This window comes from Pseudoxanthomonas sp. PXM01, from assembly GCF_014851815.1.
Classification (GTDB): Bacteria; Pseudomonadota; Gammaproteobacteria; order Xanthomonadales; family Xanthomonadaceae; genus Pseudoxanthomonas_A.
This window is the reverse complement of record NZ_JACVAJ010000003.1, coordinates 54,229-77,496: the sequence shown is the minus strand read 5'-3', so window position 1 is coordinate 77,496 and position 23,268 is coordinate 54,229. Positions and strand designations below refer to the sequence as shown.

The 23,268-nt window shown below is 67.9% G+C and carries 23 protein-coding genes; 9 read left to right on the top strand and 14 right to left on the bottom strand.

Annotated features, from left to right (window positions below; genetic code table 11):
• Positions 1-5: 5 nt before the first annotated feature.
• Complete coding sequence (locus IB230_RS16905) at positions 6-1,511, bottom strand: alpha/beta fold hydrolase (protein ID WP_192274039.1); 1,506 nt, start codon at positions 1,509-1,511, stop codon at positions 6-8.
• A 91-nt stretch (positions 1,512-1,602) separates the two neighbouring features.
• A complete protein-coding gene (locus IB230_RS16900) occupies positions 1,603-2,355 on the bottom strand; it encodes a ferredoxin--NADP reductase (protein WP_192274038.1) in 753 nt (250 codons plus the stop codon).
• 99 nt (positions 2,356-2,454) lie between these two features.
• Between IB230_RS16900 and IB230_RS16895 the strand changes: the two genes are divergently transcribed.
• The 5 genes from IB230_RS16895 (at position 2,455) to IB230_RS16875 (ending at position 7,324) form a co-directional block, all read left to right on the top strand.
• Positions 2,455-3,423: an ABC transporter ATP-binding protein gene (locus IB230_RS16895; RefSeq protein WP_192274037.1), complete on the top strand. Its 969-nt coding sequence runs from the start codon at positions 2,455-2,457 to the stop codon at positions 3,421-3,423.
• A complete protein-coding gene (locus IB230_RS16890) occupies positions 3,420-4,190 on the top strand; it encodes an ABC transporter permease (RefSeq protein ID WP_192274036.1) in 771 nt (256 codons plus the stop codon). The genes IB230_RS16895 and IB230_RS16890 overlap by 4 nt, the downstream gene beginning before the upstream one ends.
• Positions 4,190-5,119 carry a 2-dehydropantoate 2-reductase gene (gene panE, locus IB230_RS16885; protein ID WP_192274035.1) on the top strand — a complete coding sequence of 310 codons (930 nt, stop codon included), beginning with the start codon at positions 4,190-4,192 and terminating at the stop codon, positions 5,117-5,119. The genes IB230_RS16890 and panE overlap by 1 nt, the downstream gene beginning before the upstream one ends.
• Positions 5,120-5,212: 93 nt before the next feature.
• Positions 5,213-6,736, top strand: a complete 1,524-nt coding sequence (locus IB230_RS16880) for an OmpA family protein (protein WP_225589649.1) — start codon at positions 5,213-5,215, stop codon at positions 6,734-6,736.
• 72 nt (positions 6,737-6,808) lie between these two features.
• Positions 6,809-7,324, top strand: a complete 516-nt coding sequence (locus IB230_RS16875) for a hypothetical protein (protein WP_192274033.1) — start codon at positions 6,809-6,811, stop codon at positions 7,322-7,324.
• A 12-nt stretch (positions 7,325-7,336) separates the two neighbouring features.
• On the opposite strand, the gene IB230_RS16870 is transcribed toward IB230_RS16875, so the two are convergent.
• Positions 7,337-8,134 (bottom strand): TatD family hydrolase, encoded by a 798-nt coding sequence (locus tag IB230_RS16870; RefSeq protein ID WP_192274032.1) that lies wholly within the window; start codon positions 8,132-8,134, stop codon positions 7,337-7,339.
• A gap of 163 nt (positions 8,135-8,297) precedes the next feature.
• Between IB230_RS16870 and hrpB the strand changes: the two genes are divergently transcribed.
• Both hrpB and IB230_RS16860 read left to right on the top strand, forming a co-directional pair.
• The gene (gene hrpB, locus IB230_RS16865) at positions 8,298-10,784 is read left to right on the top strand and encodes an ATP-dependent helicase HrpB (RefSeq protein ID WP_192274031.1); all 2,487 of its coding nucleotides are present in this window, start codon (positions 8,298-8,300) and stop codon (positions 10,782-10,784) included.
• Between the two features lie 113 nt (positions 10,785-10,897).
• Positions 10,898-11,272, top strand: coding sequence for a hypothetical protein (locus IB230_RS16860; RefSeq protein WP_225589648.1), 375 nt, complete (start codon positions 10,898-10,900; stop codon positions 11,270-11,272).
• 23 nt (positions 11,273-11,295) lie between these two features.
• Here the strand turns inward: IB230_RS16860 and IB230_RS16855 are convergent, their stop codons facing one another.
• Both IB230_RS16855 and IB230_RS16850 read right to left on the bottom strand, forming a co-directional pair.
• Positions 11,296-11,832: a pseudouridine synthase gene (locus IB230_RS16855; RefSeq protein ID WP_192274030.1), complete on the bottom strand. Its 537-nt coding sequence runs from the start codon at positions 11,830-11,832 to the stop codon at positions 11,296-11,298.
• Between the two features lie 62 nt (positions 11,833-11,894).
• A complete protein-coding gene (locus tag IB230_RS16850) occupies positions 11,895-12,758 on the bottom strand; it encodes a class I SAM-dependent methyltransferase (RefSeq protein ID WP_192274029.1) in 864 nt (287 codons plus the stop codon).
• 143 nt (positions 12,759-12,901) lie between these two features.
• On the opposite strand from IB230_RS16850, the gene IB230_RS16845 reads away from it, so the two are divergent.
• Positions 12,902-13,930, top strand: a complete 1,029-nt coding sequence (locus tag IB230_RS16845) for an NADP-dependent oxidoreductase (protein ID WP_192274028.1) — start codon at positions 12,902-12,904, stop codon at positions 13,928-13,930.
• Between the two features lie 10 nt (positions 13,931-13,940).
• On the opposite strand, the gene IB230_RS16840 is transcribed toward IB230_RS16845, so the two are convergent.
• The 4 genes from IB230_RS16840 to IB230_RS16825 all read right to left on the bottom strand — a co-directional run bounded on the left by IB230_RS16840 (position 13,941) and on the right by IB230_RS16825 (position 20,246).
• Positions 13,941-14,843, bottom strand: a complete 903-nt coding sequence (locus tag IB230_RS16840) for a hypothetical protein (RefSeq protein WP_192274027.1) — start codon at positions 14,841-14,843, stop codon at positions 13,941-13,943.
• A gap of 11 nt (positions 14,844-14,854) precedes the next feature.
• Positions 14,855-17,560, bottom strand: a complete 2,706-nt coding sequence (locus IB230_RS16835) for a bifunctional acetate--CoA ligase family protein/GNAT family N-acetyltransferase (RefSeq protein ID WP_192274026.1) — start codon at positions 17,558-17,560, stop codon at positions 14,855-14,857.
• A 67-nt stretch (positions 17,561-17,627) separates the two neighbouring features.
• Positions 17,628-19,337 (bottom strand): bifunctional isocitrate dehydrogenase kinase/phosphatase, encoded by a 1,710-nt coding sequence (aceK, locus tag IB230_RS16830; RefSeq protein ID WP_192274025.1) that lies wholly within the window; start codon positions 19,335-19,337, stop codon positions 17,628-17,630.
• 30 nt (positions 19,338-19,367) lie between these two features.
• The gene (locus tag IB230_RS16825; RefSeq protein WP_192274024.1) at positions 19,368-20,246 is read right to left on the bottom strand and encodes a LysR substrate-binding domain-containing protein; all 879 of its coding nucleotides are present in this window, start codon (positions 20,244-20,246) and stop codon (positions 19,368-19,370) included.
• Between the two features lie 109 nt (positions 20,247-20,355).
• On the opposite strand from IB230_RS16825, the gene IB230_RS16820 reads away from it, so the two are divergent.
• Positions 20,356-20,595 (top strand): hypothetical protein, encoded by a 240-nt coding sequence (locus tag IB230_RS16820; protein WP_192274023.1) that lies wholly within the window; start codon positions 20,356-20,358, stop codon positions 20,593-20,595.
• A 122-nt stretch (positions 20,596-20,717) separates the two neighbouring features.
• Here IB230_RS16820 and IB230_RS16815 read toward each other — a convergent pair whose 3' ends face one another.
• The 5 genes from IB230_RS16815 to IB230_RS19800 all read right to left on the bottom strand — a co-directional run bounded on the left by IB230_RS16815 (position 20,718) and on the right by IB230_RS19800 (position 23,224).
• Positions 20,718-21,092 carry a gamma-glutamylcyclotransferase family protein gene (locus tag IB230_RS16815; RefSeq protein ID WP_225589647.1) on the bottom strand — a complete coding sequence of 125 codons (375 nt, stop codon included), beginning with the start codon at positions 21,090-21,092 and terminating at the stop codon, positions 20,718-20,720.
• A gap of 65 nt (positions 21,093-21,157) precedes the next feature.
• On the bottom strand, positions 21,158-21,517 hold the full coding sequence (locus IB230_RS16810; protein ID WP_192274022.1) for a hypothetical protein: 360 nt from the start codon (positions 21,515-21,517) through the stop codon (positions 21,158-21,160).
• 54 nt (positions 21,518-21,571) lie between these two features.
• A complete protein-coding gene (locus tag IB230_RS16805) occupies positions 21,572-21,988 on the bottom strand; it encodes a roadblock/LC7 domain-containing protein (protein WP_192274021.1) in 417 nt (138 codons plus the stop codon).
• Positions 21,981-22,532, bottom strand: coding sequence for an ATP/GTP-binding protein (locus IB230_RS16800; protein WP_225589646.1), 552 nt, complete (start codon positions 22,530-22,532; stop codon positions 21,981-21,983). Before IB230_RS16800 ends, IB230_RS16805 begins: the two co-directional genes overlap by 8 nt.
• On the bottom strand, positions 22,529-23,224 hold the full coding sequence (locus IB230_RS19800; protein WP_225589645.1) for a hypothetical protein: 696 nt from the start codon (positions 23,222-23,224) through the stop codon (positions 22,529-22,531). Before IB230_RS19800 ends, IB230_RS16800 begins: the two co-directional genes overlap by 4 nt.
• Positions 23,225-23,268 lie beyond the last annotated feature (44 nt).

Here is a 23,268-nt window from a genome sequence, read left to right as displayed (position 1 = left end):
GCGGCTCACGGCTCCCAGCCGTTGAAGCTGGTGAAGGGCGGCACGTAGTCCAGGCTGTCGAGGCACGTGGCGTCGAGATCCTTGGCGTTCGCCGTTTCCAGGAAACGTCCCAGCAGCTTGGGCATGCAGCCGACGGCGAACGTGCCGTGACCCTGGCCCTTCAGCGTGAGGTGTCGGCCGTTGGACAGCGTGCGCAGCACCTGGTCGCCGTAACGTGGCGGCGTCACCGGATCCAGCTCGCCCGAGCTGATCAGCGTGGGAATGTCGGACGTCCACGCCGTGTGGAAATCCGCAGGCCGCTTGCCCGTCGGCCACGCACCGCACTGCGCCTTCAGCGTATCGCCCAGCAGGCTGCCCAGCACCGTGTCGGCATCGCCGGGGTCTGCCTTCAGCAGGTCGGCGTCTTCGGCGCAGATCACCGACAGCTGCATGCCGTGCATGAACTGGTCGCCGACCTGCGTCTCCAACAGCTTGGACAGCGACATCAGCGAGCCGTAGCGGCCCTGCTGCGCTTCGTTCAAGACCAGCGGCAGCAGGGCGGCGCCCTGCGGATAGTACGAGTACATGCGGGTGATGCCGGCGACGGCACCGGCGGTGGCCTCGCCGGTGACGAGTTCACCTGTCGATGGATCGCGATACTCGGTGCTGACGGGCGTGGTCGCCAGACGCGTCATCAGCGTGCGCAGCTGGCCGCGCAGGTCGTCGCCGAAGCGCTGCTTGCAGCTCGGCGTCGCCTGGCAACGCTGGAACTGCAGGGTCAGTGCCGCATCGAGGTTGCGGGCGTGCTCGCTGCCCAGCACCAGTTCATTCGGCACCACGCCATCGATCACCACGGCGCGTGTGCTGTCCGGGTGGCGCATCGCGTACTGCTGGGCAACACGCGTGCCGTAGGAGCCGCCGACCAGGTTGATCTTCGCCGCACCCAGTGCCTTGCGTACGCTGTCCAGATCACGCACGGCATCGGTGGTGGTGTAGAAGCGCGGATCCGCTTTCAGCGAAGCGGCGCAATCGCGAGCGAACGCGATCGCCGCCGTTTCGCTCAGGTCCTCTGCATCGCTGTAGGCATTGCGGCCTTCCCCGTCCTTGCAGGACAGCGGATTCGACTTGCCGGTGCCGCGCTGGTCGACCAGCACGATGTGCCGCGACTTGCGCACGTCACGGAAAGCGGCGTCGATGGCAGGCCACACCTGCACCGCGGACTGGCCGGGGCCGCCGGCGAGGAAGAACACCGGGTCTTCCGTCGCGGAGCCCTCGTTGGTCGCCGGCAGCCACGCGATGTTCAACGCCACCTTGCGACCGTCCGGCTTGGCGGGATCTTCCGCGACGTCGTACGTGGCGCACTGCGCTTCCACCGTGGTCGTCAGGTAGGGCGCGGTGAGCGTGCAGGGCTCGAAGGCGATGTCGCCGTAGTGGCGCACGGCCTGCTGGTCGGGGCCGGTGGCGCTGCCGTTGCAGCCGGCCAGCAGCCCCGCGCCCAGCGCGATTGCAAGTGATCGATGAAGAAGTGCCATGTATCAGTTCCGTTGGAGGCGGGTCCCAGCATGCCATGACGATGCGGCGGGACGGATGTGACCAACGAACTGTACGAAGATGGATCCGGGCCTATTTGCTGGACACGTACTTCTCCCGCCTGATCTGCGGGATCGGCAGGCCATGTCCCTTCAGCGCCTCGAAGCAGGCATCCACCATGTCGGGGTTGCCGCACAGGTACGCGATGTCGCGCGCGGCGTCCGGGACGAACTCGCCCAGGTGCTGCTGCACGTAGCCCTGGCGCACGTCAGGATGGGGATCGGCAGGCAACTCCCGCGACAGGCACGGCACATAGCGGAAGCCGGGGTGCGCGTCGGCGAAGGCGCGGAAGTCCTCGCCGTAGAGCAATTCCGTCGGCGTGCGTGCGCCCTGCAGCAACACGACCTCGACGCCACGCTCGGCCATCAATGCTTCCAGCTGCGGCAGCATCGAGCGGTAGGGCGTCACGCCGGTGCCAGTGGCGATCAGCAGGTAGCGCGCGTTGCGGTCGCCGGGCATCAGGCAGAAGCGGCCGAACGGACCACTGGCTTCCACGTGGCCGCCTTCGGGCAGGCCTTCGAACAGCGCGGTCGCCGCGCCACCCGGGACGTAACTGACCGCGATCTCCACCGCTTCGCCCGGTCCCATCGCATGGTCGTGGATCGTCGCCAGCGAATAGCTGCGCTTGGTCGCCGTGCCGTCGGCGTAGGTGAAATGGACCTGGATGAACTGGCCGGGGATGAAGTCCAGCGGCTGGCCGTCGTCGCGGACGAAGCTGTAGTGGCCCACGCTGGGAGCCAGCATGCGGCGTCCAACGAGCTTCAGGGGGAAATGCGCGATCGCCAAGGCGGCTGGAACACTGTGTGACCCGGGGCGGCCCCGGCGGGACGCCTATAATAAGCGCTCGCCCTCCCACCGCGCCCCCGCGCGCACCGCAAGGCTCCCATGGCGTCTCTTTCCGCGGCATCGGCCGCAACTCCCGCGCTGGCCATTTCCGACCTGCGCAAGGTCTACGACACCGGTGTGCAGGCCCTCAAGGGCGTGTCGCTGCAGGTCGAACCCGGCGATTTCTTCGCCCTGCTCGGCCCCAACGGCGCCGGCAAGTCCACCCTGATCGGCATCGTCAGCTCGCTGGTCAACAAGAGCAGTGGCCAGGTCGGCGTGTTCGGCGTGGACATCGACCGCGACCGCGACGGCGCGATGCGCCTGCTCGGTCTCGTCCCGCAGGAAATCAACTTCAACATGTTCGAGAAGCCGCTCGACATCTGCGTGAACTACGCGGGCTTCTACGGCATCCCGCGCGCCGAAGCACTGGTGCGCGCCGAGGAGGAACTCAAGCGCGCGCAGCTGTGGGAGAAGGCCAACGTCATGAGCCGCACGCTGTCCGGCGGCATGAAGCGCCGCCTGATGATCGCCCGCGCCATGATGACCCGGCCGAAGCTGCTGATCCTCGACGAACCCACTGCCGGCGTCGACATCGAGATCCGCCGCGGCATGTGGAAGACGCTGAAGGAGATCAACGCGGCCGGCACCACCATCATCCTGACCACGCACTACCTGGAAGAGGCCGAAAGCCTCTGCCGCAACCTCGCCATCATCGACCACGGCATGATCGTCGAGCAGGGCCCGATGCGCGCGCTGCTCGCAAAGCTGGACGTGGAAGGCTTCCTGTTCGACATCGACGGCGACCTGCCGGCGCAGCTGCCGGTCATCGAGGGCACCACCCTCGTCGCTACCGACGCGCATACGCTGGACCTGGACATGCCGCGCGCGATGGACCTCAACCGCGTGTTCGCCGCGCTCAACGACGCCGGCATCCGCGTGCGCTCGATGCGCACCAAGAGCAACCGCCTGGAGGAGCTGTTCGTGCGCATGACGGGCAATGGCGACGCCAACAAGGAGAAGGCGGCATGAGCCACCCGAACATGGTCGCGCTGGGCACGATCGTCCGCCGCGAAGTCGCCCGCATCCTGCGCATCTGGGGCCAGACCCTGGTACCGCCGGCGATCACGATGACGCTGTACTTCCTGATCTTCGGCGGCCTGATCGGCAGCCAGATCCGCAACATGGGCGGCTACAGCTACATGGAGTTCATCGTGCCGGGCCTGGTGATGATGAGCATCATCCAGAACAGTTACGGGAACATCTCGTCCTCGTTCTTCGGCGCCAAGTTCGGCCGCCATGTCGAGGAGCTGCTGGTCAGCCCGATGCCGAACTGGGTGATCCTGCTCGGCTACGTGGCCGGCGCCGTGCTGCGCGGCCTGATGGTGGGCGCCATCGTGCTGGTCATCGCGATGTTCTTCACCAAGGTGCGCATCCCGCATCCGCTGGTGACCATCAGCACCGTGCTGCTGGGCGCGACGATCTTCTCGCTGGCGGGCTTCGTCAACGCAGCCTATGCGAAGAAGTTCGACGATATCGCCATCGTGCCGACCTTCATCCTCACGCCGCTGACCTACCTGGGCGGCGTGTTCTATTCGGTGACGCTGCTGCCGCCCTGGGCGGAAGCACTGACCCACGCCAACCCGATCTTCTACATGGTCAACGCGTTCCGCTACGGCCTGCTGGGTACCAGCGACGTGTCGCTCGGGGTGTCGTACGCACTGATGATCGGCTTCGTCGTCGCCCTGGCCGCGCTCGGCCTGTGGCTGTTGAAGAAAGGCGTGGGGCTGCGCAGCTGATGCGCCTGCTCGTGCTCGGCGCCGGCGGCACCGGCGGTTACTTCGGCGGACGCCTCGTGCAGGCGGGTATCGACGTCAGCTTCCTGGTGCGTCCCGCGCGCGCGGCGCTGCTGCGCGAGCGTGGGCTGCGCATCCGCAGTCCGCTCGGCGACGCCGACGTGCCGGTGCAGGTGCTGACCGCGGACGAACTGGCCGACGCCGCCCTGTTCGACCTGGTGCTGCTGAGCGCCAAGGCCTACGACCTGGACAGCGCGCTGGACGCCATCGCGCCCGCCGTCGATACAGGCGCCCGCGTGCTGCCGCTGCTCAACGGCCTGCGCCACTACGATGCGCTGGATGCGCGCTTCGGGTTCCAGCACGTGTTGGGTGGGCTGTGCTTCATCAGCGCAGCGCTGGGCGCGGACGGTGAAATCCTGCACCTGGGCAAGCCGGCATCGATGACGTTCGGCGAACGCGCGGGCCAGCCGCCGGACGCACGGCTGCAGGCGCTGGCTGCGGCCTGTGCGCAGGCGGGCATCGATCACGTGCACACACCGGACATCGCCCAGGCGCAGTGGGTGAAGTACAGCTTCCTCACCGCGCTGGCGGCCGGCACCTGCGCGATGCGCGCGCCGATCGGCACGATCGTGGCGGGCGAGGGCGGTGCGGACCACATGGCCGCGCTGCACGAAGAGTGCCTTGCCGTGGCCGCCGCGTCCGGCCAGCCCGTGCCCAACGCGGCGCAGGTGACCGCGCGCGAGACGCTGACGGCGGCCGGCTCGCCGATGAAAGCCTCGATGCTGCGCGATCTCGAAGCCGGCCAACGGGTCGAGGCCGCCCATATCGTCGGCGACATGGTCCATCGCGCGGGCCTGCACGGCATTGCCGTTCCCCGTCTGCACGCGGCCTGGGTGCACCTGCAGGCCTACGAAGCGCAACGCGCCGGCTGATCGTCGTCCTGGCGCGTTTCCACGAACGCTGAACATCCATCGGTTACGCTCGCCGCTCCCACAGAAACTCAGGAGCGAGGACGAATGCGGAGCATGATGCTGGCCACAGCCTGCGCCACGGTGCTGGTGCTGTCGGCATGCGGTAGCAAGGACACGGAAACCCCGCCGGCGGCGACCGACGCCGCACCGACGGAAACGCCCGCAATGCCTGCGCCCGATGCACCGACGTCCGCCAGCGGGACGGCCGACGGTCAGCTGCGGGACAAGCAAGGCAATCCGATCCCGCTCGTCCCGTTCGATCTCGCCAGCGTGCCCGTCAGCACGCAACCGCTCGGCAGCGAGCTGCCATTCTTCTCGATGCCGACCGGTTACGGTCCGGTCAATCGTGTGGAGAAGCGGGCGTACGCGCGCTTCCCGTTCCGCCTGGGCGACGGCCTGCACTGGGTCGAAGGCCCAAGCTGGAGCACCCGCATCGGCATCGACGACGATGTGGCGCCGGACAAGGAGTACTCGGCCCTTGAGTTGCGCCGCAATCTGGAGGCGGTGCTGGAACAGGCCGGTGCCAGGAAAGTGTTCGAAGGTCCGTTGAAGCGTGATCTCTACTACGGAGAACAGCTGGAAGACGAGATCGGCGGCGGCTTCATCGATGCGGTCAACATGGGCGAGGACACGCCGACGCTGGTCTACGTGCTGCGCCAGGCGGATCGTACCGTCTGGATCCAGATGGCGATGGACGGCTACTCCACCGGCATGGCGATCGTCGAAGAGCGACCGTTCGTCGCGACCGCGCGCTGGCAGGACGCGTTCCCGCACCTGGTGCCGCCGACGAACTACGAGGATGGCAACCGGCCGAAGCAGCGCGACTTCGACGCCTATCCGTTCTGGACAGGCACCGCGTTCGAGAACGTGGAAGGCAAGACCTACGTCGCGTCGATCAAGGCGAAGGAAGGCCAGCACTCGATGCACGAGGTGCGCCGCAACCTGGAAGCGATGATGGCCGAGGCCGGCGCGACCAAGGTCTTCGACGGCCGCATCCCGAAAGAGGCGGCCGAGAGCATCACCTTCGAACAGAAGAGCCCGTACAGCGATGGCACCAGCTTCGGCTGGGAAGGTTACGACTCGCTGATCTACCGCGCCGACCTGCCGGATGGTCGCCAGGTGTGGGTGCATGCGCGGCTGGAATACCTCAGCGCGGGCTGGGTCGTCGTCGAGCGCAAGGGCCTGGTGCAGACCGCCGCGCTGCTGCCGGCCGACGCGCTGAAGAAGCAGCTCGATACCAGTGGCCGTGTCGCGATCCAGGTGAACTTCGCCACCGACAAGGCCGACATCCTGCCGGATTCCAAGCCGCAGCTGGACCAGGTGCTCGCGCTGCTGAAGCAGGATCCGTCGCTGTCGTTGTCGGTCGAAGGCCATACCGACAACACCGGGACTGTCGAGCGCAACCGCACGCTGTCGACGGCGCGCGCGACGTCGGTCGTCTCGGCGCTGACCGGCCAGGGCATCGAGGCGAAGCGGCTGACGCCGGCCGGCTTCGGCCAGGACAAGCCGGTGGCCGACAACGGCACCGACGCAGGCCGTGCGAAGAACCGGCGTGTGGAGCTGGTCAAGAAATCCTGACCCCGACGGGCTTCACGCGGTACCGACGGGGAGGATCGCCATGCTGCGCCACCTTCCCCGTCCGAGGCGTCCATGAAGCATCTCAGCGCGGTGTTCCTGGTCGGTCATGTCGTCATCGTCGCGCTGTTCTTCGTGTGCGCGCTGTCGCTGGTGGTGCTGGCCGGTGGCGAGCTCTGGCACGGCATGCTGGCCGCGGGCCAGGACGTCGGCCTGCGCCAGCGCTTCGACAGCCTGCTCGAGAGCATCGGCATGCTGACCATCGCGCTGGTGGCGCTGGAACTGGCGCAGACGGTGTTCGAGGAAGAGGTGCAGCGCGACGTCAAGGTCAGCGGGCCGACCCGCGTGCGCCGCTACCTGTCGCGCTTCCTCGTGGTCATCGTCATCGCGCTGTCGATCGAGACGCTGGTCGCGACGTTCGAACTGATGCATGAGGATCCGCGCCAGCTGCCGTACGTCATCGCCATCGGCGGCTCGGCGGCGCTGCTGCTGGTGGCGTGGGGCGTGTTCGTCCGCCTCAACCGCAGCGCGGAAGAACTCGAACCCGAGGCGATGCAGCAGGCCAAGTCCGAGGACAGCAAGGTCGAGTGAGCCGTCGCTGTCTTACGCCGGCGTCGGCAGCCGGAAGAACGCACGCGCCGTCGCCGTGGTCGCGGCGGCGGTGACCTCGATGTCCTCGCCACGGTCGCGCGCCAGCTCGGCGACGATGTGGGCGAGGTACATCGGTTCATTGCGCCGGTGCGAGGGCTGCGGCTTCACGGTACGCGGCAGCAGGTAGGGCGCATCGGTCTCGATCATCAACCGGTTCGCCGGGATGTTCTTCACCAGCTCGCGCAGGTGCAGGCCGCGGCGCTCGTCGCACAGCCAGCCCGTGATGCCGATATGCCAGTCCTGGTCCAGGCAGTCGAACAGTTCCCTCTTCGTGCCGGTGAAGCAATGCACGACTGCCGGTCCCAGCTTGCCCTCGAAGTTCTTCATCATCGCCACGAAGTCGTCGTGCGCGTCGCGCTGGTGCAGGAACAGCGGCTTTCCGGTGTCGACCGCGATCTGCAGCTGCCGCTCGAACGCCTTGCGTTGCGCCGGACGCGGCGAGAAGTCGCGGAAGTAGTCCAGCCCGCATTCGCCGACAGCCACGACTTCGGGATGCGCATGCAAAGCACGCATCTCGGCGTCGCATTCGTCGGTGTACTCGGTGGCGTGGTGCGGATGCACGCCGGCGGTGGCGAACAGCTCGCCCGCGTGCGCCTGCGCCAAGCGCAGCGCCGTCGGCGAGTGCTCACGGCTGGCGCCGGTCACCACCTGCTGCACCACGCCGGCCTCGCGCGCGCGCTGGAGCACCGCGTTGCGGTCGTGGTCGAAGCTCTCGTGGGTAAGGTTGGCGCCGATGTCGATGAGATCCATGGCGCCCATTTTAAGCCCCCCGGACCGTTGGTTGGGCTCGCGATGTCAGGTGTGGGAGCGACGTCAGTCGCGAAAGACCGCCGGTAAACCTCCATCACGACTGACGTCGCTCCCACACCGATTTTCATGGATCGATCCGCGCAGGCCTTATCCTTTCCTCCGCATGCCGTCGCCCACCTTCCCGATCACCCCGCTGCTGCCGGACATCGTCCGCAGCCTGTCCGAGCACCCGCGCCTGGTGCTGGAGGCGCCACCGGGCGCCGGCAAGACCACGCAGGTGCCGCTGGCGCTGCTCGACCAGCCGTGGCTGCAGGGCCGCAAGATCGTGATGCTGGAACCGCGCCGCGTGGCCGCGCGCGCCGCCGCCGGCTTCATGGCGAAGCAGCGTGGCGAAGCCGTCGGTGGGACGGTGGGCTACCGGATCCGCTTCGAGAACAAGGTCGGTCCCGGTACCCGCATCGAAGTGGTCACCGAGGGCATCCTGACCCGGATGATCCAGGACGACCCGATGCTCGAGGACGTCGGCGCGATCCTGTTCGACGAATTCCATGAGCGTCACCTCGCCGGCGATCTCGGCCTGGCGCTGGCGCTGGACGTACAGACGCAGCTGCGCGAGGACCTGCGCCTGGTGGTGATGTCGGCCACGCTGGATGGGGAGAAGCTGGCGCGTTTCCTCGATGCGCCGCGGTTGAGCAGCGAGGGACGCAGCTATCCGGTCCAGGTCGCGCACTTCCCGCCACGCCGCGACGAGTCGCTTGAGGTGCAGATCCGTCGCGCGATCGAACATGCGGTGCAGTCGCATCCCGGCGACGTGCTGGTGTTCCTGCCGGGTCAGCGCGAGATCGCGCGCGTCGAGGCGATGCTGGCTGACGTGCTGCCGCGCGACGTGGTGGTGCTGGCGCTGCACGGCGAGCTACCGGTCGAGAAGCAGTCCGAAGCGCTGCAGCCCGATCCGCAAGGCCGCCGCCGCGTGGTGCTGGCGACCAACGTGGCCGAATCCTCGGTGACCCTGCCTGGCGTGCGCGTGGTGATCGACAGCGGTCTCGCACGCGAACCCTCGTACGATCCCAACAGCGGATTCTCGCGGCTGGAAGTGGCCAGCATCTCGCAGGCGTCCGCCGACCAGCGCGCGGGTCGCGCCGGCCGCGTCGCCGACGGCTGGGCCTACCGGCTCTGGCCGCAGTCGCAGCGGCTGGATCCGCAGCGGCGGCCGGAAATCGCGCTGGTCGAGCTCGGCGCGCTGGCGCTGGAACTGGCCGCGTGGGGCAGCGACGCGTTGCGCTTCGTCGACGCACCGCCCCCGGGCGCGATGAGTGCAGCGCGCGACCTGCTGCGCCGACTGGGTGCGCTCACCCCGGCGAACGCCATCACGCCGCTCGGCAAACGGATGCTGGCATTGGGCACGCATCCGCGACTGGCGGCGATGCTGCTGTCGGCGGGCGAGGGCGATGACCGCGCGCTTGCGTGCGACCTGGCGGCGCTGGTCGAGGCACGCGATCCGCTGCGCATGGGTGGCGACGCGCTGGCGGCGCGCTGGCGGGCGCTGGCGGCGTTCCGCACGGGACGTACGCCGGGTGAGGCCAATCGTTCGGGACTGGCGGTCATCGATGCCGCCGCCAAGCAGTGGCGTCGCCGCGTCCGCGAGAACGCGACACCGCCCGGCACGGTCGAAGCGCATCGCCTCGGCGACGTGCTGATGCATGCGTTTCCCGACCGCATCGGTTTCCAGCATCCGCAGGACGCACGCCGTTACCTGCTGGCAAACGGCCGCAGCGCGAAGCTGTTCGACGACAGCGCGCTGTTCGGCGAACCGTGGATCGTCGTCAGCGAGCTGCGCCATGAGGCGCGCGATGCGCTGGTGCAGCGCGGTGCGCCGGTGGATGAGCAGCGATTGCGCCGCGAGTTCGCCGATCGCTTCGTCACCGAGGACACCGTGCGCTGGGATCCGGCGCGCCGGGCATTGTCCGCCCAGCGCGAATCGCGCTTCGACCAGATCGTGTTCGACGCGCGCCCTGCGGGCCGCGTGGATCCGGTGCTCGCTGCCGCGGCGCTGACCGACGCGGTGCGCGATCTCGGCCTGGAGGCACTCGCGTGGCCGGAGTCGCTTCAACAGTGGCGCGAGCGCGTGCGCTGCCTGCGCGACTGGATGCCGGACTTCGGCCTGCCTGACCTGTCGAACGACGCGCTGATGGCGACCCTGGACGACTGGCTCAAGCCCGCGTTCGCCGGCAAGACCCGGCTGGACGCACTGGGAGAAGACGATCTGGCGAACGCGCTGAAATCCGGTATGGAGTGGGCGCTGCGCCAGCGCGTCGATCAACTTGCGCCGACCCGAATCACCGTGCCCTCGGGCATGGAGCGGCGCATCGAGTACGCGCACGGGCAGCCGCCGGTGCTGGCGGTGAAGCTGCAGGAGCTGTTCGGCCTGGCCGACACCCCGCGCGTCGCCGACGGCCGCGTGCCGGTGCTGCTGCACCTGCTGTCGCCCGGCGGCAAGCCGCTGCAGGTCACCTCGGACCTGCGCAACTTCTGGAACTCGACCTACGCCGAGGTGAAGAAGGAAATGAAGGGGCGCTACCCGAAGCATCCGTGGCCGGACGACCCGTGGAGTGCCCAGGCGACCCATCGGGCGAAACCTCGCGGTACCTGATCTCTCGTCGAGCTTCGTTCAGCGCACGGCCAGCGCCGGTCTACCGAACTAACACCGCGTAAACATCCCCGCCCCGACACTGGCTACCTACCCATCTTTCAGGGAAGACCCCCATGAGCAAGCTGACCACCATCACCGACCGCGCACTCGAACTCGCCAGCCAGGCGGGCAGCAGCCTCAAGCATGCCGTGCCGAGCGCAGACAAGCTGCTGCAGACCGGCGCCGCGCTGGGTGTCGCCAAGACCGGTGGCAAGCTGGCGGTGAACTTCGTCCGGCGCAATCCCGCGGTCGCGGTCGCCACGGGCATCGGTGTCGGCCTGCTGGCGCTGGTGGCCTACCGCAAGCGCAAGAGCGATCAGGCGAATGGTCCGATCGAAGGCAAGTCGCGCCGCGTGGAAGCGCGCAAGGTCAACGGCAAGGCCTCCACGGCGCGCAAGACGGGCACGCCGCGCAAGCCGCGCAGCACCGCACGTTCCGCCGAAAGTTGATCTGATCCGGGTGGCGCAGCGCGTCAGAGCGCGCGCCACGCCCCGGGGACGAGGTCGCCCAGGCGCGCCTCGCCCATGGCCGTGCGCACCAGTCGCAACGTCGGTAAACCGACCGCCGCGGTCATGCGGCGGACCTGTCGGTTGCGACCTTCGGTGATCGTCACCGACAGCCACGCGTCCGGCACCGTCTTGCGGAAGCGCACCGGCGGGTCGCGTGGCCAAAGAGCGGGTGCAGGCTCGAGCCGTTCAACCAGCGCGGCCCGTGTCGGGCCATCGTTCAACATCACGCCACGACACAGCGCATCGAGCTGCTCGTCCGTTGGCGATCCTTCCACCTGCACCCAGTAGGTCTTGGGCTGCTTGTGGCGCGGATCGGTCAGCCGGTTCGCCAGCGCACCGTCGTCGGTGAGCAGCAGCAAACCCTCGCTGTCGTAGTCCAGTCGACCCGCCGCATACACGTCACGCGGCAGGCCGAACTCCGCCAGCGTCCGCCGCGGCGGATCGCTGCGGTCGGTGAACTGGCAGAGCACGTTGAATGGCTTGTTGAACGCGATCAGCATGGAAGCCCGGGAAACGGCAACGCCACACCCCGGTGGAGTGTGGCGTCATCCGAACGGCATGATCAGTGGTGCGGCTTCACGAACCGCAGCGTCATGCGGTCGCTCTCGCCGATGGCCTGGTACTTCGCGCGTTCGGCTTCAGGATGGTTGTTGGACGGTGGCAGCGTCCACACGCCGTTCGCGTAGTCCTTGGTGTCCTTCGGATTCGCGTTGACCTCGCTCTTCGCGTCGAGGCGGAAACCCGCGGCCTCAGCCAGTGCGATGACCTGCGCTTCGCTGACATAGCCGGTGTCGTCGTCGGCCGCCACGTCCTTGTTCGCACGATGCTCGACCACGCCGAGCACGCCGCCCGGCTTCAGCACGGCGAAGAAGCCCTTGAACATGCCGCCGGCCTGGTCGGCCTTGCGCCAGTTGTGCACGTTGCGGAACGTCAGCACCACGTCCGCGGAGGCCGGCGCTCCGAACACCGGCGCCGCGGGGTCGTACTTCACCGTCGTCGCCTTGTCGTATTGCGCGGCACCGTCCGTGAACTTCTTCTGCAGGCCGTCGGCGCTGCGCTGGTAGTAGTTGCGGCTCTTCTCGGCGACGCTGGCCGGATCGACCACGGCGGCGACATAGGTGCCGCCGGCTTTCAGGTAGGGCGCGAGGACTTCGGCGTACCAGCCGCCACCGGGAGTGATCTCGACCACGGTCTGCGTCGGCTTCACGCCGAAGAACGACAGCGTTTCCTTCGGATGGCGGTAGATGTCGCGCGCGGCATTCTTCGGATCGCGCCATTCGCCCTTCAACGCAGTGTCGAGCGCCGCCGCATCGGCGGCGGGCAGGGCCTGCGTGGCGGGCGCGGGCTTGACCGGCGATGCGGCGAACGCCGGTTGTGCGGCGGCGAGTGCGGCCACGATGGCCAAAGAAAGCGAAATGCGGGTCATGCGTCAGCCCTCCAGAAAGGTGCGCGGAGCCTAGCATGCGGCATGTTCACCCCGCATGGCGGCTGCCGCAGGTCCTGCACGCTTCACCGCATGGATGTGTACCGTGGCTAGACTGCAGGCATCGACGGCATCGGAGACCAGGCATGAGCAGCCACGACGCAGACCACAACACCCGCATCGTGCTGGCCGCGCGCCCGCAGGGCGAGCCGAAAGCGGAAGATTTCCGTCGGGAGCAGGCGCCGCTGCCGACGCCCGCCGATGGCCAGGTGCTGCTGCGCAATCGCTACCTGTCGCTGGACCCGTACATGCGTGGCCGCATGAATGCAGGGCGTTCGTATGCCAAGCCGGTCGAGATCGGCGAGGTGATGGACGGCGGCACGGTGTCGGAGGTGATCGAATCGCGCCATCCCGGTCTGCAGGTCGGTGACCTTGTGCTCGCGCACGGCGGATGGCAGACGCATGCCATCGCCGATGGCGGAACGCTGAAGCGCAAGCTCGATACCAGCCTCGCGCCGCTGACGACGGCGCTCGGCGTCTACGGCATGCCCGGCTTCACCGCTTACGCCGGCCTGCACGAAATCGGTCAGCCGAAGCCGGGCGAGACCGTGGTGGTCGCCGCGGCCAGCGGACCGGTCGGCGCGACCGTCGGCCAGATCGCGAAACTGCAGGGCACCCGCACCGTCGGCATTGCCGGTGGCGAGCGCAAGCGCGCGTACTTGCAGGACGAACTTGGCTTCGACGTCGCGCTGGACCATCGCGCGACGGATTTCGTCGAGCAGCTTCGCGCGGCCTGTCCTGAAGGCATCGACGTCTACTTCGAGAACGTCGGCGGCGCCGTGTTCGACGCGGTGGTTCCGCTGCTCAACGATTTCGCCCGCATCCCGGTCTGTGGTCTGGTCGCGCACTACAACGACAAGGCGCTGCCGTCCGGACCCGACCGCATGCCGTGGCTGATGAGCCAGATCCTGACCCGCCACCTGACCGTGCGCGGTTTCATCCAGCACGATTTCATCGCGCTGTATCCGCAGTTCCTGCGCGAGATGGGTGGCTGGCTGGCGGACGGAAAGATCCGCTACCGCGAGGATCTGGTCGAAGGACTGGAGAACGCACCACGCGCGCTGATCGGCCTGCTGCGCGGCGAGAACTTCGGCAAGGTGGTGGTGAAGCTCTGAAGGCCGCTACTCAGCGCTCGATGCCGTTCTCGGCTTCGTACTTCTGCATCGTCGCGATGGCGTCCAGCAGGTACGCGTACCAGGCTTTCTCGACGTCCTCGATGGGACCCACCAGGCGCTCGAAGTCGGGCGTCGACGCGCCAAGCGAAAGCAGTTGTTTGTAGGCGTTCGCATACCTGCCGTTCTCGTAATGGAACAGGAAGTGCGTCAGGCCCCAATAGTGCAGGTAGTAGAGATTCACGTGCTGGTTGATGTCCGGCCCATGACCCTCCAGCAGGTCGCGCAACGGGATGAAGCGGACGGCGGCGACGTCCGCCTGCAGGCTTCCCGTCAGCTTCATCCGCGACAGCCACCAGATCGGGTACGTGTCGGGATCACTGCGACCCGGCGTCAGTACACCGTCCTCCAGCCAGCTCGCGCCAAGATAGCCTGCGACCCCTTCATTGGCCCACGCAGGCAGGCGCCAGCCGGCGACTTCGGTGTTCAACTGGTGCACGGCCTCATGGAGCATCCAGTGGTGCGGGTTCGCCTTGCCGCCGCCGTAATAGGCGTAGCACGCAGGTCGCAGGTAGTACGCCTCCGCCCAGGGCCGGCTGCGGTTGTTGCGCTGGAACTCGTCGCGGTCTGCATACAGCACCAGCGTGAGCGGTCGCGAAGAAGGGCGGACCTTGTCGGCGAACAAGGCCATGTACGCGGCGTGGAGGCTTTCGACCGCGTCCGCCACCTGTCGAGTCTGCTCCGGGGCGGCGGTACTGTGGATGCGATAGTGCGGCGTTTGCAGCAGTGTGGCCGTTGCGGGAATGCGCGCGGCGGGTGCCGGGACGGGTACTGGCGCAGGCGCAGGGCGCGCATGCTGCCATCCGATGATGCCGCCGACCAGCGCCAGGGACGCCAGGACTGCGGCGATGAGCAAGCTACGCCGCGTCATGCCACCGGCGGTACCGGCAGGCTGACATTCATCAGCGTGGGATCGTCGGGGTCGAGTTTCACCGCGAAGCCCAGGCTTTCGCACATCGCCAGCATGGTGCGGTTCTCGCGCAGCACCTGGCCTTCGATGATCTTCAGGCCCTGCCACTGCGCGTACTCGATCATGATCTGCATCAGCTTCCAGCCGATGCCGTGGCCCTTCAGGTCGGAACGCACGAGGATGCCGTACTCGCCCTTCTCGTAGTTGGCATCGGCGTGCAGGCGCACCGCGCCGAGCATCTCGTGCGTGCCGGGATGCACGGCCACCAGCGCGATCGAGCGCGCGTAGTCGAGCTGGGTGAGGCGGGCGATGAACTCGTGGCTGAAGTGGCGGACCGACTGGAAGAAGCGCAGGCGCAGGTCTTCGTCGGTGATGTGGGTGAAGAATTCGCGGAACATCGCGTCATCCTCCGGTCGCACCGGCCGCACCAGCGCGGGCTGGCCGTCGGCCAGCAGGATCGTGCGCTCCCATTCGGTCGGATACGGGAAGATCGCGAAGCGTGGATGGCCGCGGCCCTTGTGCAGCGCACGGCCGCGCGCGACGGCGATGCGCGCGTCCACCGCGACCACGCCGTCGCGGTCGGCCAGCAGCGGATTGATGTCGAGCTGCTGGATCTCAGGGATGTCGGCGGCCAGCTGCGCCAGCTTCACCAGCACCAGGGCGACGGCGCGCTCGTCCGCGGCCGGCACGTCGCGATAGGCCTTCAGCACACGCGAGACGCGCGTGCGTGCGATCAGTTCGTGCGCCAGCCGCAGGTCCAGCGGCGGCAGTGCCACGGCCTGGTCGTTGATCACTTCGACGGCGGTGCCACCACGTCCGAACGCGATGACCGGACCGAACACCGGATCGTCGGCGATACCGGCGATCAGTTCGCGCGCTTTCGGCCGCAGCAGCGTGGGCTGCACCAGCACGCCTTCGATGCGCGCTTCCGGCCGGCGTTCGCGCGCGCGCTGCAGGATGCCGGCGGCCGCTTCGCGCACGGCGTTGGCATTGGGCAGGTTGAGGCGCACGCCGTCGACGTCGGACTTGTGCGGGATGTCGGGCGACAGGATCTTCACCGCCACCGTTGCGCCTTCGGCCAGCAACGCGGCGGCGATACGGGCGGCATCGTCGGCGTCTTCCGCGCGCCACACCGGTGCCATCGGGATGCCGTAAGCCGCCAGCAGCTGCGTGGTGGCGAGCGGATCCAGCCACGTCTGGCCGGCATCGAGCGCGGCGTGGACCAGCGCGCGGGCGGTGGCGACGTCCGGACTGAAATCCTCGGGCAGGCTGGGCGGCGTCTCCATCAACGCGGCCTGCACCTCGCGGTGGCGGACCAGATGCATGAAGCCGGCGACGGCATCGGACTCGTTCGGATAGCGCGGGATCTGCGCGGCATCGAGCACCGCTTCGGCCTGCGGATCGTTGCCCAGCCAGACGGTGAAGACGGGCTTGCGCGCGCTGTGCGCCGGCCGCTGCGACAGCACGCGGGTCACGGCATGCGCGGCTTCCGACGACGACGACAGTACGGTCGGCACGTTGACCGCCAGCAGGGCGTCGTTCTCCGGATCGGCGAGCAGTGCCTCGATGGTGGCCGCATAACGGTCGGCGTCGATGTCGGTCAGCAGGTCGACCGGATTGGTCCGCGACCAGCCCACGGGCAGGGTGCGGTCCAGCACATCGCGCGTGGCGTCCGATAGCGTTGCCAGCGTGCCGCCCTGTTCGTACAGGTGGTCGACGGACAGCGCACCGACGCCACCGCCGTTGGTCAGGATCGCGAGGCGGCGGCCGTTGAACGGACGGACCTGGCCCAGGGTGCGTGCGGCGGCGAACAGTTCGTGCAGCGAGCGCACGCGCAGTAGGCCGGCACGCCGGAATGCGGCGCCATACACCGCGTTCGGTTTCGCCAGATTCTGGGTATGCGTGCTGCCTGCCGGCGTGGAACGGGCAGGCACGCCATGGCCGGACTTCACCACGACGACGGGTTTGGTGCGCGCCGCGGCGCGCGCGGCCGACATGAATTTGCGCGCATCGCGGATGGCCTCCACGTACAGCAGGATTGCGCGCGTGCGATGGTCGGTGGCGAAGTAGTCGAGCAGGTCGGCGAAGTCGACGTCCAATGCATCGCCCAGCGACACCACCGCCGAAAAGCCGACCGGCTGGCTCATGCTCCACTCGACCAGTCCGCCGGAGATGGCGCCCGATTGCGAAATCAGCGCGAGGTCACCGGCCTTCGGGAAGCGGCTGGCGAGGCTGGCGTTGAGGCGCGCATGCGGCGCGATCACGCCCAGGCAGTTCGGGCCGAGCACGCGCAGGCCCTTCTCGCGCGTCAGGGTTTCGAGCTGCGCCGCGGGCGAACCCGGTCCGCTGCCCATCGCCGCAGTCAGCACGACGATGGCGGCTGCACCTTTCTCCGCCGCCTCGGCGGCGAGATGCGGCACGGTCGCCGCCGGCGTGGCGATGACCACCAGGTCCGGTGTCCACGGCAGGTCGCGCAACTGGCGCGCAATGGTGACGCCGTCCATTGGGGTCGGATGCTTGTTCACCAGCCCGATCTGTCCGTCGAAACCCGCCGCCAGCAGGTTCTCGATCACGGCGCGGCCGACCGAGCGCGGCCGCGACTGGCTGCCCACCACCGCGACGGCGCGCGGCCGGAAGATGGAATCGAGGCGGTAGGTGCTCATGACGGGACAGCGTTCTCCGGATGGCGGCAAGGGTAGCGCGATGCGCATTGCGTCCGCATGCGCGCGATCACGCCAGCTTCAACGCATCCGGATACGGTGCAGTATCCGGGTATTCGCCCGCGGCGAGATGCGACTGGAGGTCGCGCCACCATACGGGCCGGAACAGCTCGCCATGTGCGGCCTTCAGCGCCTTTGCCAGCGCATCGGGCAGGCCGAGGAACTGGGGGAAGCGTTCGGGGAAGACATCGCCCGCGTCCACGTGGAACCATGGGCCATCGGCCATCTGTTCTTCGTACGTCGTCGGCTGTGGCCAGTCGCGGAACCGGCAATCGGCCACCAGCCGCAGTTCGTCGTAGTCGTAGAACACCACCCGGCCATGGCGTGATACGCCGAAGTTCTTCAAGAGCATGTCGCCCGGAAAGATGTTGTTGCGCGCCATGTCCTTGATCGCCTGCCCGTAATCGAGCGCGGCGGTGCGCGCCGCGTCGGCCTTCTGCTCGCGCAGGTACAGGTTCAGCGGCCGCAGGCGTCGCTGCACGTAGCAGAGGTGGATGACCAGGTCGTCGCCATCTTCGCTGAGGCTTTGCCCGCAGCTCTCGCGCAGTTCCTGCAGCAGCTCGGGCGAGAAGCGTGCGCGCGGGAAGCGCAGGAAACGGAACGCCTGCGTGTCCAGCAAGCGACCGACGCGGTCGAGGTGGAACACCAGATCGTACTTGTCCTCCACATCCTGCCGGGTCATCGCCTTGGGATACGCGAAGCGGTCGCGGATCACCTTGAACACCAGCGGATAGCTGGGCAGGGTGAACACCGCCATCACCATGCCGGGCGTGCCCTCGGCATGGACCAGCCGTTCGTCCGGATGCGCGTGGAAGTGGTGGAAGAACGTGCGGTAGCGCTCGGTCTTGCCCTGCTTGGCGCGGCCGAGCACGGTGTAGATCTCGTCGATCGGCTTGCCGGGCAGCAGCGAGCGCAGGAATACCACCGCATCGCCGACCGTCGTCAGGTCGGCATGGAAGTAGCTGCGCGAGGTCCCGAACAGGTGCGCCACGTCGCCCCGGTGCGTCAGTACGGCTTCCGCTTTCAGCCGGCCGCCGTCGTTGACCAGCGCGATAACGCAGGGCGAGAACCGGTGCTCACCGAACACGCGCCCCACCAGATAGGCGCGCCGCTCGCGGTAGAACACCGTGTCCAGCAGTTCGATGCCGCGGACCGGATGGGCGCCCCAGTGCGCCAGGTCGTCCTGCAGCCGCACCGCGATCGCCGCAGCGCAGCGGGTACGGTGGGCGTAGGGCACGTCGAACCCGTAGTCGCCGAGCACGCGCGCGAAGGTATCGGTCGGCCGCTGTTCCGACACGGCATAGCTGTGGCGGGCGACCGGATGGGTGATCGCATCGGTGGGTTCGACATCGAGCGCCACGAATTCCAGTGCGGGATCGACGCCGCGGATACGAAGGAAGCGGCGGCAGAGCGTGTTGTAGAACGTCTTGTAGAGCTCGCGGTCGATCTGTCCCGCGACCAGCGCCTCGAACGCGGCGCGCGCGGTGATCCACAGCGTCCGGTCATGGGCTTGGCCCAGGAGCGCCGATTGCAGGCGCAGCGCGCATTCGGCAATGCACTGGTCGTACAACTCGATGCGTTCGACCGCGTCGGCACGCGCACCGGCCCAGTCCATCGTTTCGAACCGGCGTTTCGCGCGCTGCGTGATCTCCGCGAACCGTGCGTGGTAGTCCGCGAACGCGTCGTGGATCAGGCGGGCGATGGCATCGTCGTGGACCATGCGACCGATGTTAGCCGGCGCGCGCTGGAGTCATCGCTCCACCGCGATGCCGGCCTGCTCCAGCAACCAGCCGCGCACCTTGCGGAAGCCGGGATGCGAGAGGCTGCGCTCGGGATAGACCAGGTAATGCGCGAAGTCGGCCTGCAGCCGCTTCTTCGTCAGCGTGACCAGCCGGCCCGCTTTCACCAGCGGCTCGGCCAGCGTCCAGCGCGCCAGCGCCACGCCCACGCCCTGCGCCGCGGCCTGGTGCAGCGTCTCGGTGTCGTCGAACTGCGCCACGTAGCGCGCCGGCGCTTGCCCGCCGAAATGCTCGAACCAGTCCTTCCAGCGGTTGGCCGGATCGCCGAGCAGCGGCAGCTTCGCCATCTGGTCCGGCGCCGGCTTGCCGTGCTGCTTCACCAGCGCGGGACTGGCCACCGGCGTGATCCATTCGTGGAACAGGAACTCCGCATGCACGTTCGGCCAGCGTCCGCCGCCGAGGCGCAGCGCCAGATCGACCGGCTCGCGTTCGAAATCGACCACGTGCGTGCTCGACTGCAGGTTGAGGCCCAACTCCGGATGCGCGGCGAGAAATGCGGGCAGCCGCGGCACCAGCCAGGCCGTGGCCATCGACGGGATGAGGCTCAGCGTGACCGTGTGGTCGTTGCGCAGCGTTGCGCGCCGCAGTGCGTGGTCGATGGTATCCAGCGGACCCGAAATAGCATCGAACAGGCGCTGGCCGTCCGGCGTGAGTTCCACTCCGCGCGGGCCGCGCGCCAGGAGCTTGTGGCCGAGCCGCTGTTCCAGCAGCCGCATGCGGTGGCTCAACGCACTGACGGTGAGGTGCATGGCCTCCGCCGCACGCGTCAGGTTGCGCAGGCGCGCGGCCGTAACGAAGGCATCCACCTGGTCCAGCGGCAGCCGGCTCATCTTGAATCCACCTCAAGGTAGGTTTGCGGAGCTTTCGCTTTTTCAGGGCTGATGATGCGCCTAGCTTGGTAACCCTTCAAGCCGGATACCGGCGCCGCGGAGCAGTCCCATGCAGACCGAAGCCAAGAAGCAGTGGTGGCAGCAACTGGGTGGCATGAGCCAGGGCATGTTGTTCCTGCATGGCCATGTGGTCCCTCCCGTCGAGGTGGCGCAGATGCAGGAAGAGCGCCGTCACCATGTGCACGACGCGAGGGGCAAGGTGAGGCATCAGCGTGCGGTGCAGCGGCTGAGCGCGCGACGCCTGGGCATGATCGTCGCGTTGCTGTCGGCCGAGCGGCCTGTGCCCTGAAGGGATTCTCCTTTGTAGGAGCGACGTCAGTCGCGACCGCAAGCGTCGAGCGTCTGGATGTCGCGGTTCATGCGAGCTCTTGTCGTGCGGTCGCGACTGACGTCGCTCCTACAGCGTCTCCGTCAAGCCTTCACGTACACCCAGGCATCGCGCCCGGACTTCAGGCGCACTTGCACCCGCGTGTAGTCGGCGACTTCATAGCGGTCCGCGGCAGCGAGTTCATCGGCACTGATGTGGAAGACCGTGCCGGTCACTTCGTCGGCAGGATCGCCGCTGGGGCTGACGATCGGATGGAAGCGCTCGCCGCTGGCAGCCAGCACCTCCGGGTCGGTGATCTCCACCATCGTCCGTGCATAGCCCGTCATCGCATCGGGCTCACCGTCCAGGCGGCGGCCGAACGAGGACACCTGCACGCTTTCCAGCTGCAACGTGCCATACGAGAAGAGCAGGATGCTGTGGTCGGTCATGGTCGGGCGCTCGGCGGGGAACCACAGCATGCGGTTCCCGCACCGCTGCCGCAACGCGGGATGGCCGGGTGACGTGCGTCGCCTGGCTTGTCCTGTCAGATCGAGAGCTGGCTTTCCACGTCGAGCACCTTGCGGCGCGCCAGCGCCAGGTTCGACTTGTTGCGGTCGAGCACCACGTAGAAGAACAGGCCCGGCTTGGCCGCCACCGGACGCATGATGTGGTACGCCTTGCCCAGCGAGATCAGGATGTCCTCGATGGTGTCGTTGAGCTTCAGCGCACCGGCGGTCTTCATCTTGGCGCGGATCACTTCGGTGTTGCCCGCCGCCGCCACTTCCATGTCCATGCCGCCCCCGGCCTCGCCCAGCAGCATGCCGCTCTCGTAATCCACCAGGGCGACGGCCTGCGCGCCGTCGATGGTCATCAGTTCGTTCAACGAATCGCCAAGTCCCGCCATGTCGCACCCCTGTCGTTGGAAGTAAGAGCCATGCATGCCTCGGTACGGGCCGGCTCAGGACCCGTCGAGTTCGGCCAGGACGTTCCGGCCGCATTCCTTCGCGCTCCACAAGACGTTGCCGATCACGCTGCGGTGGTCGCAGGCGGCCATCAGCAGGAACGGCTCGCGTTCCGTGCGCAACGACAGCATCAACACCTTGCCGTGCTCCGATTCCAGCATCAGCACGCCCAGCTGGCCCAGCGACAGCTCGCGGCCGATCGCCGCGGCCAAGGCCAGCATCGCGCTGGTCATCGCCGCCAGGCGCTCGCCGTTCGCCGAGGCGGGGTTGGACTGCGCCAGCGCGAAGCCATCGACACTGGCGACCACGGCGGTGCGGACACCGTCGACTGCGTCGGAGAACTCGCGCAGGCAGCGCTCCACCTTGGCGCGCTCCTGTTCGCCGAGTCCGCGATGACGCTGTCCGTCAGCCATGCGCAGCGACCAGGTCGAAGGCTTCGATCTCCGACATCAGCACATCCATCAGCAGCATCACCGACGCGTCGGAGCGCGGATCGAACGGCACGACCGGCAATGCACGCAGCAGTTCGCTGGCGCGCGTCGCGAGCGCGTCGATGTCTACGTGCGGGGCGAGATCCAGTTTCGACAGTCCGATGGCCGTCGGAGCGTCGGGCGCGTGATCGTGCAGCGCCAGCAGGTAGCGATCCAGCTCGTCCACGACGGCGCGTGCGCTTGCGTCGGCCAGGACCAGTACGCCGCTGGCGCCCTGCAGCAGCACCGGCCAGATGAAGTCGAAGCGCGCCTGGCCCGGCGTGCCGTACAGGCGCAGGCGGTCGCCATTGGGCAGGTCGATATCGGCATAGTCCATCGCCACGGTGGTCGACAGCTTGTCGGAGGCACTGTCGGTATTGGCGACGTCGGTATCGACGACCCGGTCACCCGCCAGCGCCCGTACCAGCGTGGACTTGCCGGCACCCATGGCGCCGAGCACGACGATCTTGTGCTCGCGCGGGCTCAAGCAGTCTTGCTCCGCAGGCCGCGCCACATCCGTGCCAGCAACGAACCGGTGATGGCCGGACGTGATGCGGGCGCGTCCGCCACGACCGCGTCGGGCGTCTCCACCATCGCGTAACCGCACAGATAGGCCGAACGGACGAAGGCCAGCACGGTGGCGGCATCGAGATCGAGCAACTGCTGGCATTCGTCCACCGAACATGCGCGCTTGAGCAGCAGCGAGCACAGGCGGAAGCCGTCGTGCTGGTGTGCCAGCAGGCGGAAGTCCGGCCAGCGCAGCAAGCGGATGCGCGCATGCCGGAACAGCCGGTGATCGAGGTCCTGCCAGTCGCCGCCGTGCTGTGCGATCTGCCACAGGATCGGCCGCAAGGGTTGATGGAACTGGTGCCTGGCAAGCGTCTCGAAGCGTTCGGCAGGCAATGCCTGAAAGACGATGCGGCCGAAGCCTTCGCCCAGCACATGCGCCAATGACGCCGGCGATGCCGCGATGTTCGCCGAGAGCGGTACGCCGTGATCGTGCGCGAAATCGAGCAACAGGCGCGGTTGTCCATCCAGCGAGAGCAGCGCGTGGCCGCTTTTCGCCCACAACTGTTGTCGCAGGCGACGCGTCAGCGGCTTGCTGCCGGTGATAGCCGGCGACGATGCGGAATCCAGCCGCTCCCGATACTCCGGTGCGGCAACAGAAATACTGGCCATGCTCTTTCCCCTGCCAGAAAGCACTGCCGCTGCGTGGACGTGGT

Bases quoted from the DNA above. Each gene is read 5' to 3' on its own strand.
- IB230_RS16895 (WP_192274037.1), top strand. From the start codon at position 2,455: ATGGCGTCTCTTTCCGCGGCATCGGCCGCAACTCCCGCGCTGGCCATT.
- IB230_RS16905 (WP_192274039.1), bottom strand. From the start codon at position 1,511: ATGGCACTTCTTCATCGATCACTTGCAATCGCGCTGGGCGCGGGGCTG.
- IB230_RS16825 (WP_192274024.1), bottom strand. From the start codon at position 20,246: ATGAGCCGGCTGCCGCTGGACCAGGTGGATGCCTTCGTTACGGCCGCG.
- IB230_RS16875 (WP_192274033.1), top strand. From the start codon at position 6,809: ATGAAGCATCTCAGCGCGGTGTTCCTGGTCGGTCATGTCGTCATCGTC.
- IB230_RS16820 (WP_192274023.1), top strand. From the start codon at position 20,356: ATGCAGACCGAAGCCAAGAAGCAGTGGTGGCAGCAACTGGGTGGCATG.
- IB230_RS16860 (WP_225589648.1), top strand. From the start codon at position 10,898: ATGAGCAAGCTGACCACCATCACCGACCGCGCACTCGAACTCGCCAGC.
- IB230_RS16810 (WP_192274022.1), bottom strand. From the start codon at position 21,517: ATGGCGGGACTTGGCGATTCGTTGAACGAACTGATGACCATCGACGGC.
- IB230_RS16855 (WP_192274030.1), bottom strand. From the start codon at position 11,832: ATGCTGATCGCGTTCAACAAGCCATTCAACGTGCTCTGCCAGTTCACC.
- IB230_RS16880 (WP_225589649.1), top strand. From the start codon at position 5,213: ATGATGCTGGCCACAGCCTGCGCCACGGTGCTGGTGCTGTCGGCATGC.
- IB230_RS16845 (WP_192274028.1), top strand. From the start codon at position 12,902: ATGAGCAGCCACGACGCAGACCACAACACCCGCATCGTGCTGGCCGCG.
- hrpB (WP_192274031.1), top strand. From the start codon at position 8,298: ATGCCGTCGCCCACCTTCCCGATCACCCCGCTGCTGCCGGACATCGTC.
- IB230_RS16850 (WP_192274029.1), bottom strand. From the start codon at position 12,758: ATGACCCGCATTTCGCTTTCTTTGGCCATCGTGGCCGCACTCGCCGCC.
- IB230_RS16805 (WP_192274021.1), bottom strand. From the start codon at position 21,988: ATGGCTGACGGACAGCGTCATCGCGGACTCGGCGAACAGGAGCGCGCC.
- IB230_RS19800 (WP_225589645.1), bottom strand. From the start codon at position 23,224: ATGGCCAGTATTTCTGTTGCCGCACCGGAGTATCGGGAGCGGCTGGAT.
- IB230_RS16835 (WP_192274026.1), bottom strand. From the start codon at position 17,560: ATGAGCACCTACCGCCTCGATTCCATCTTCCGGCCGCGCGCCGTCGCG.
- IB230_RS16815 (WP_225589647.1), bottom strand. From the start codon at position 21,092: ATGCTGTGGTTCCCCGCCGAGCGCCCGACCATGACCGACCACAGCATC.
- panE (WP_192274035.1), top strand. From the start codon at position 4,190: ATGCGCCTGCTCGTGCTCGGCGCCGGCGGCACCGGCGGTTACTTCGGC.
- IB230_RS16890 (WP_192274036.1), top strand. From the start codon at position 3,420: ATGAGCCACCCGAACATGGTCGCGCTGGGCACGATCGTCCGCCGCGAA.
- aceK (WP_192274025.1), bottom strand. From the start codon at position 19,337: ATGGTCCACGACGATGCCATCGCCCGCCTGATCCACGACGCGTTCGCG.
- IB230_RS16870 (WP_192274032.1), bottom strand. From the start codon at position 8,134: ATGGATCTCATCGACATCGGCGCCAACCTTACCCACGAGAGCTTCGAC.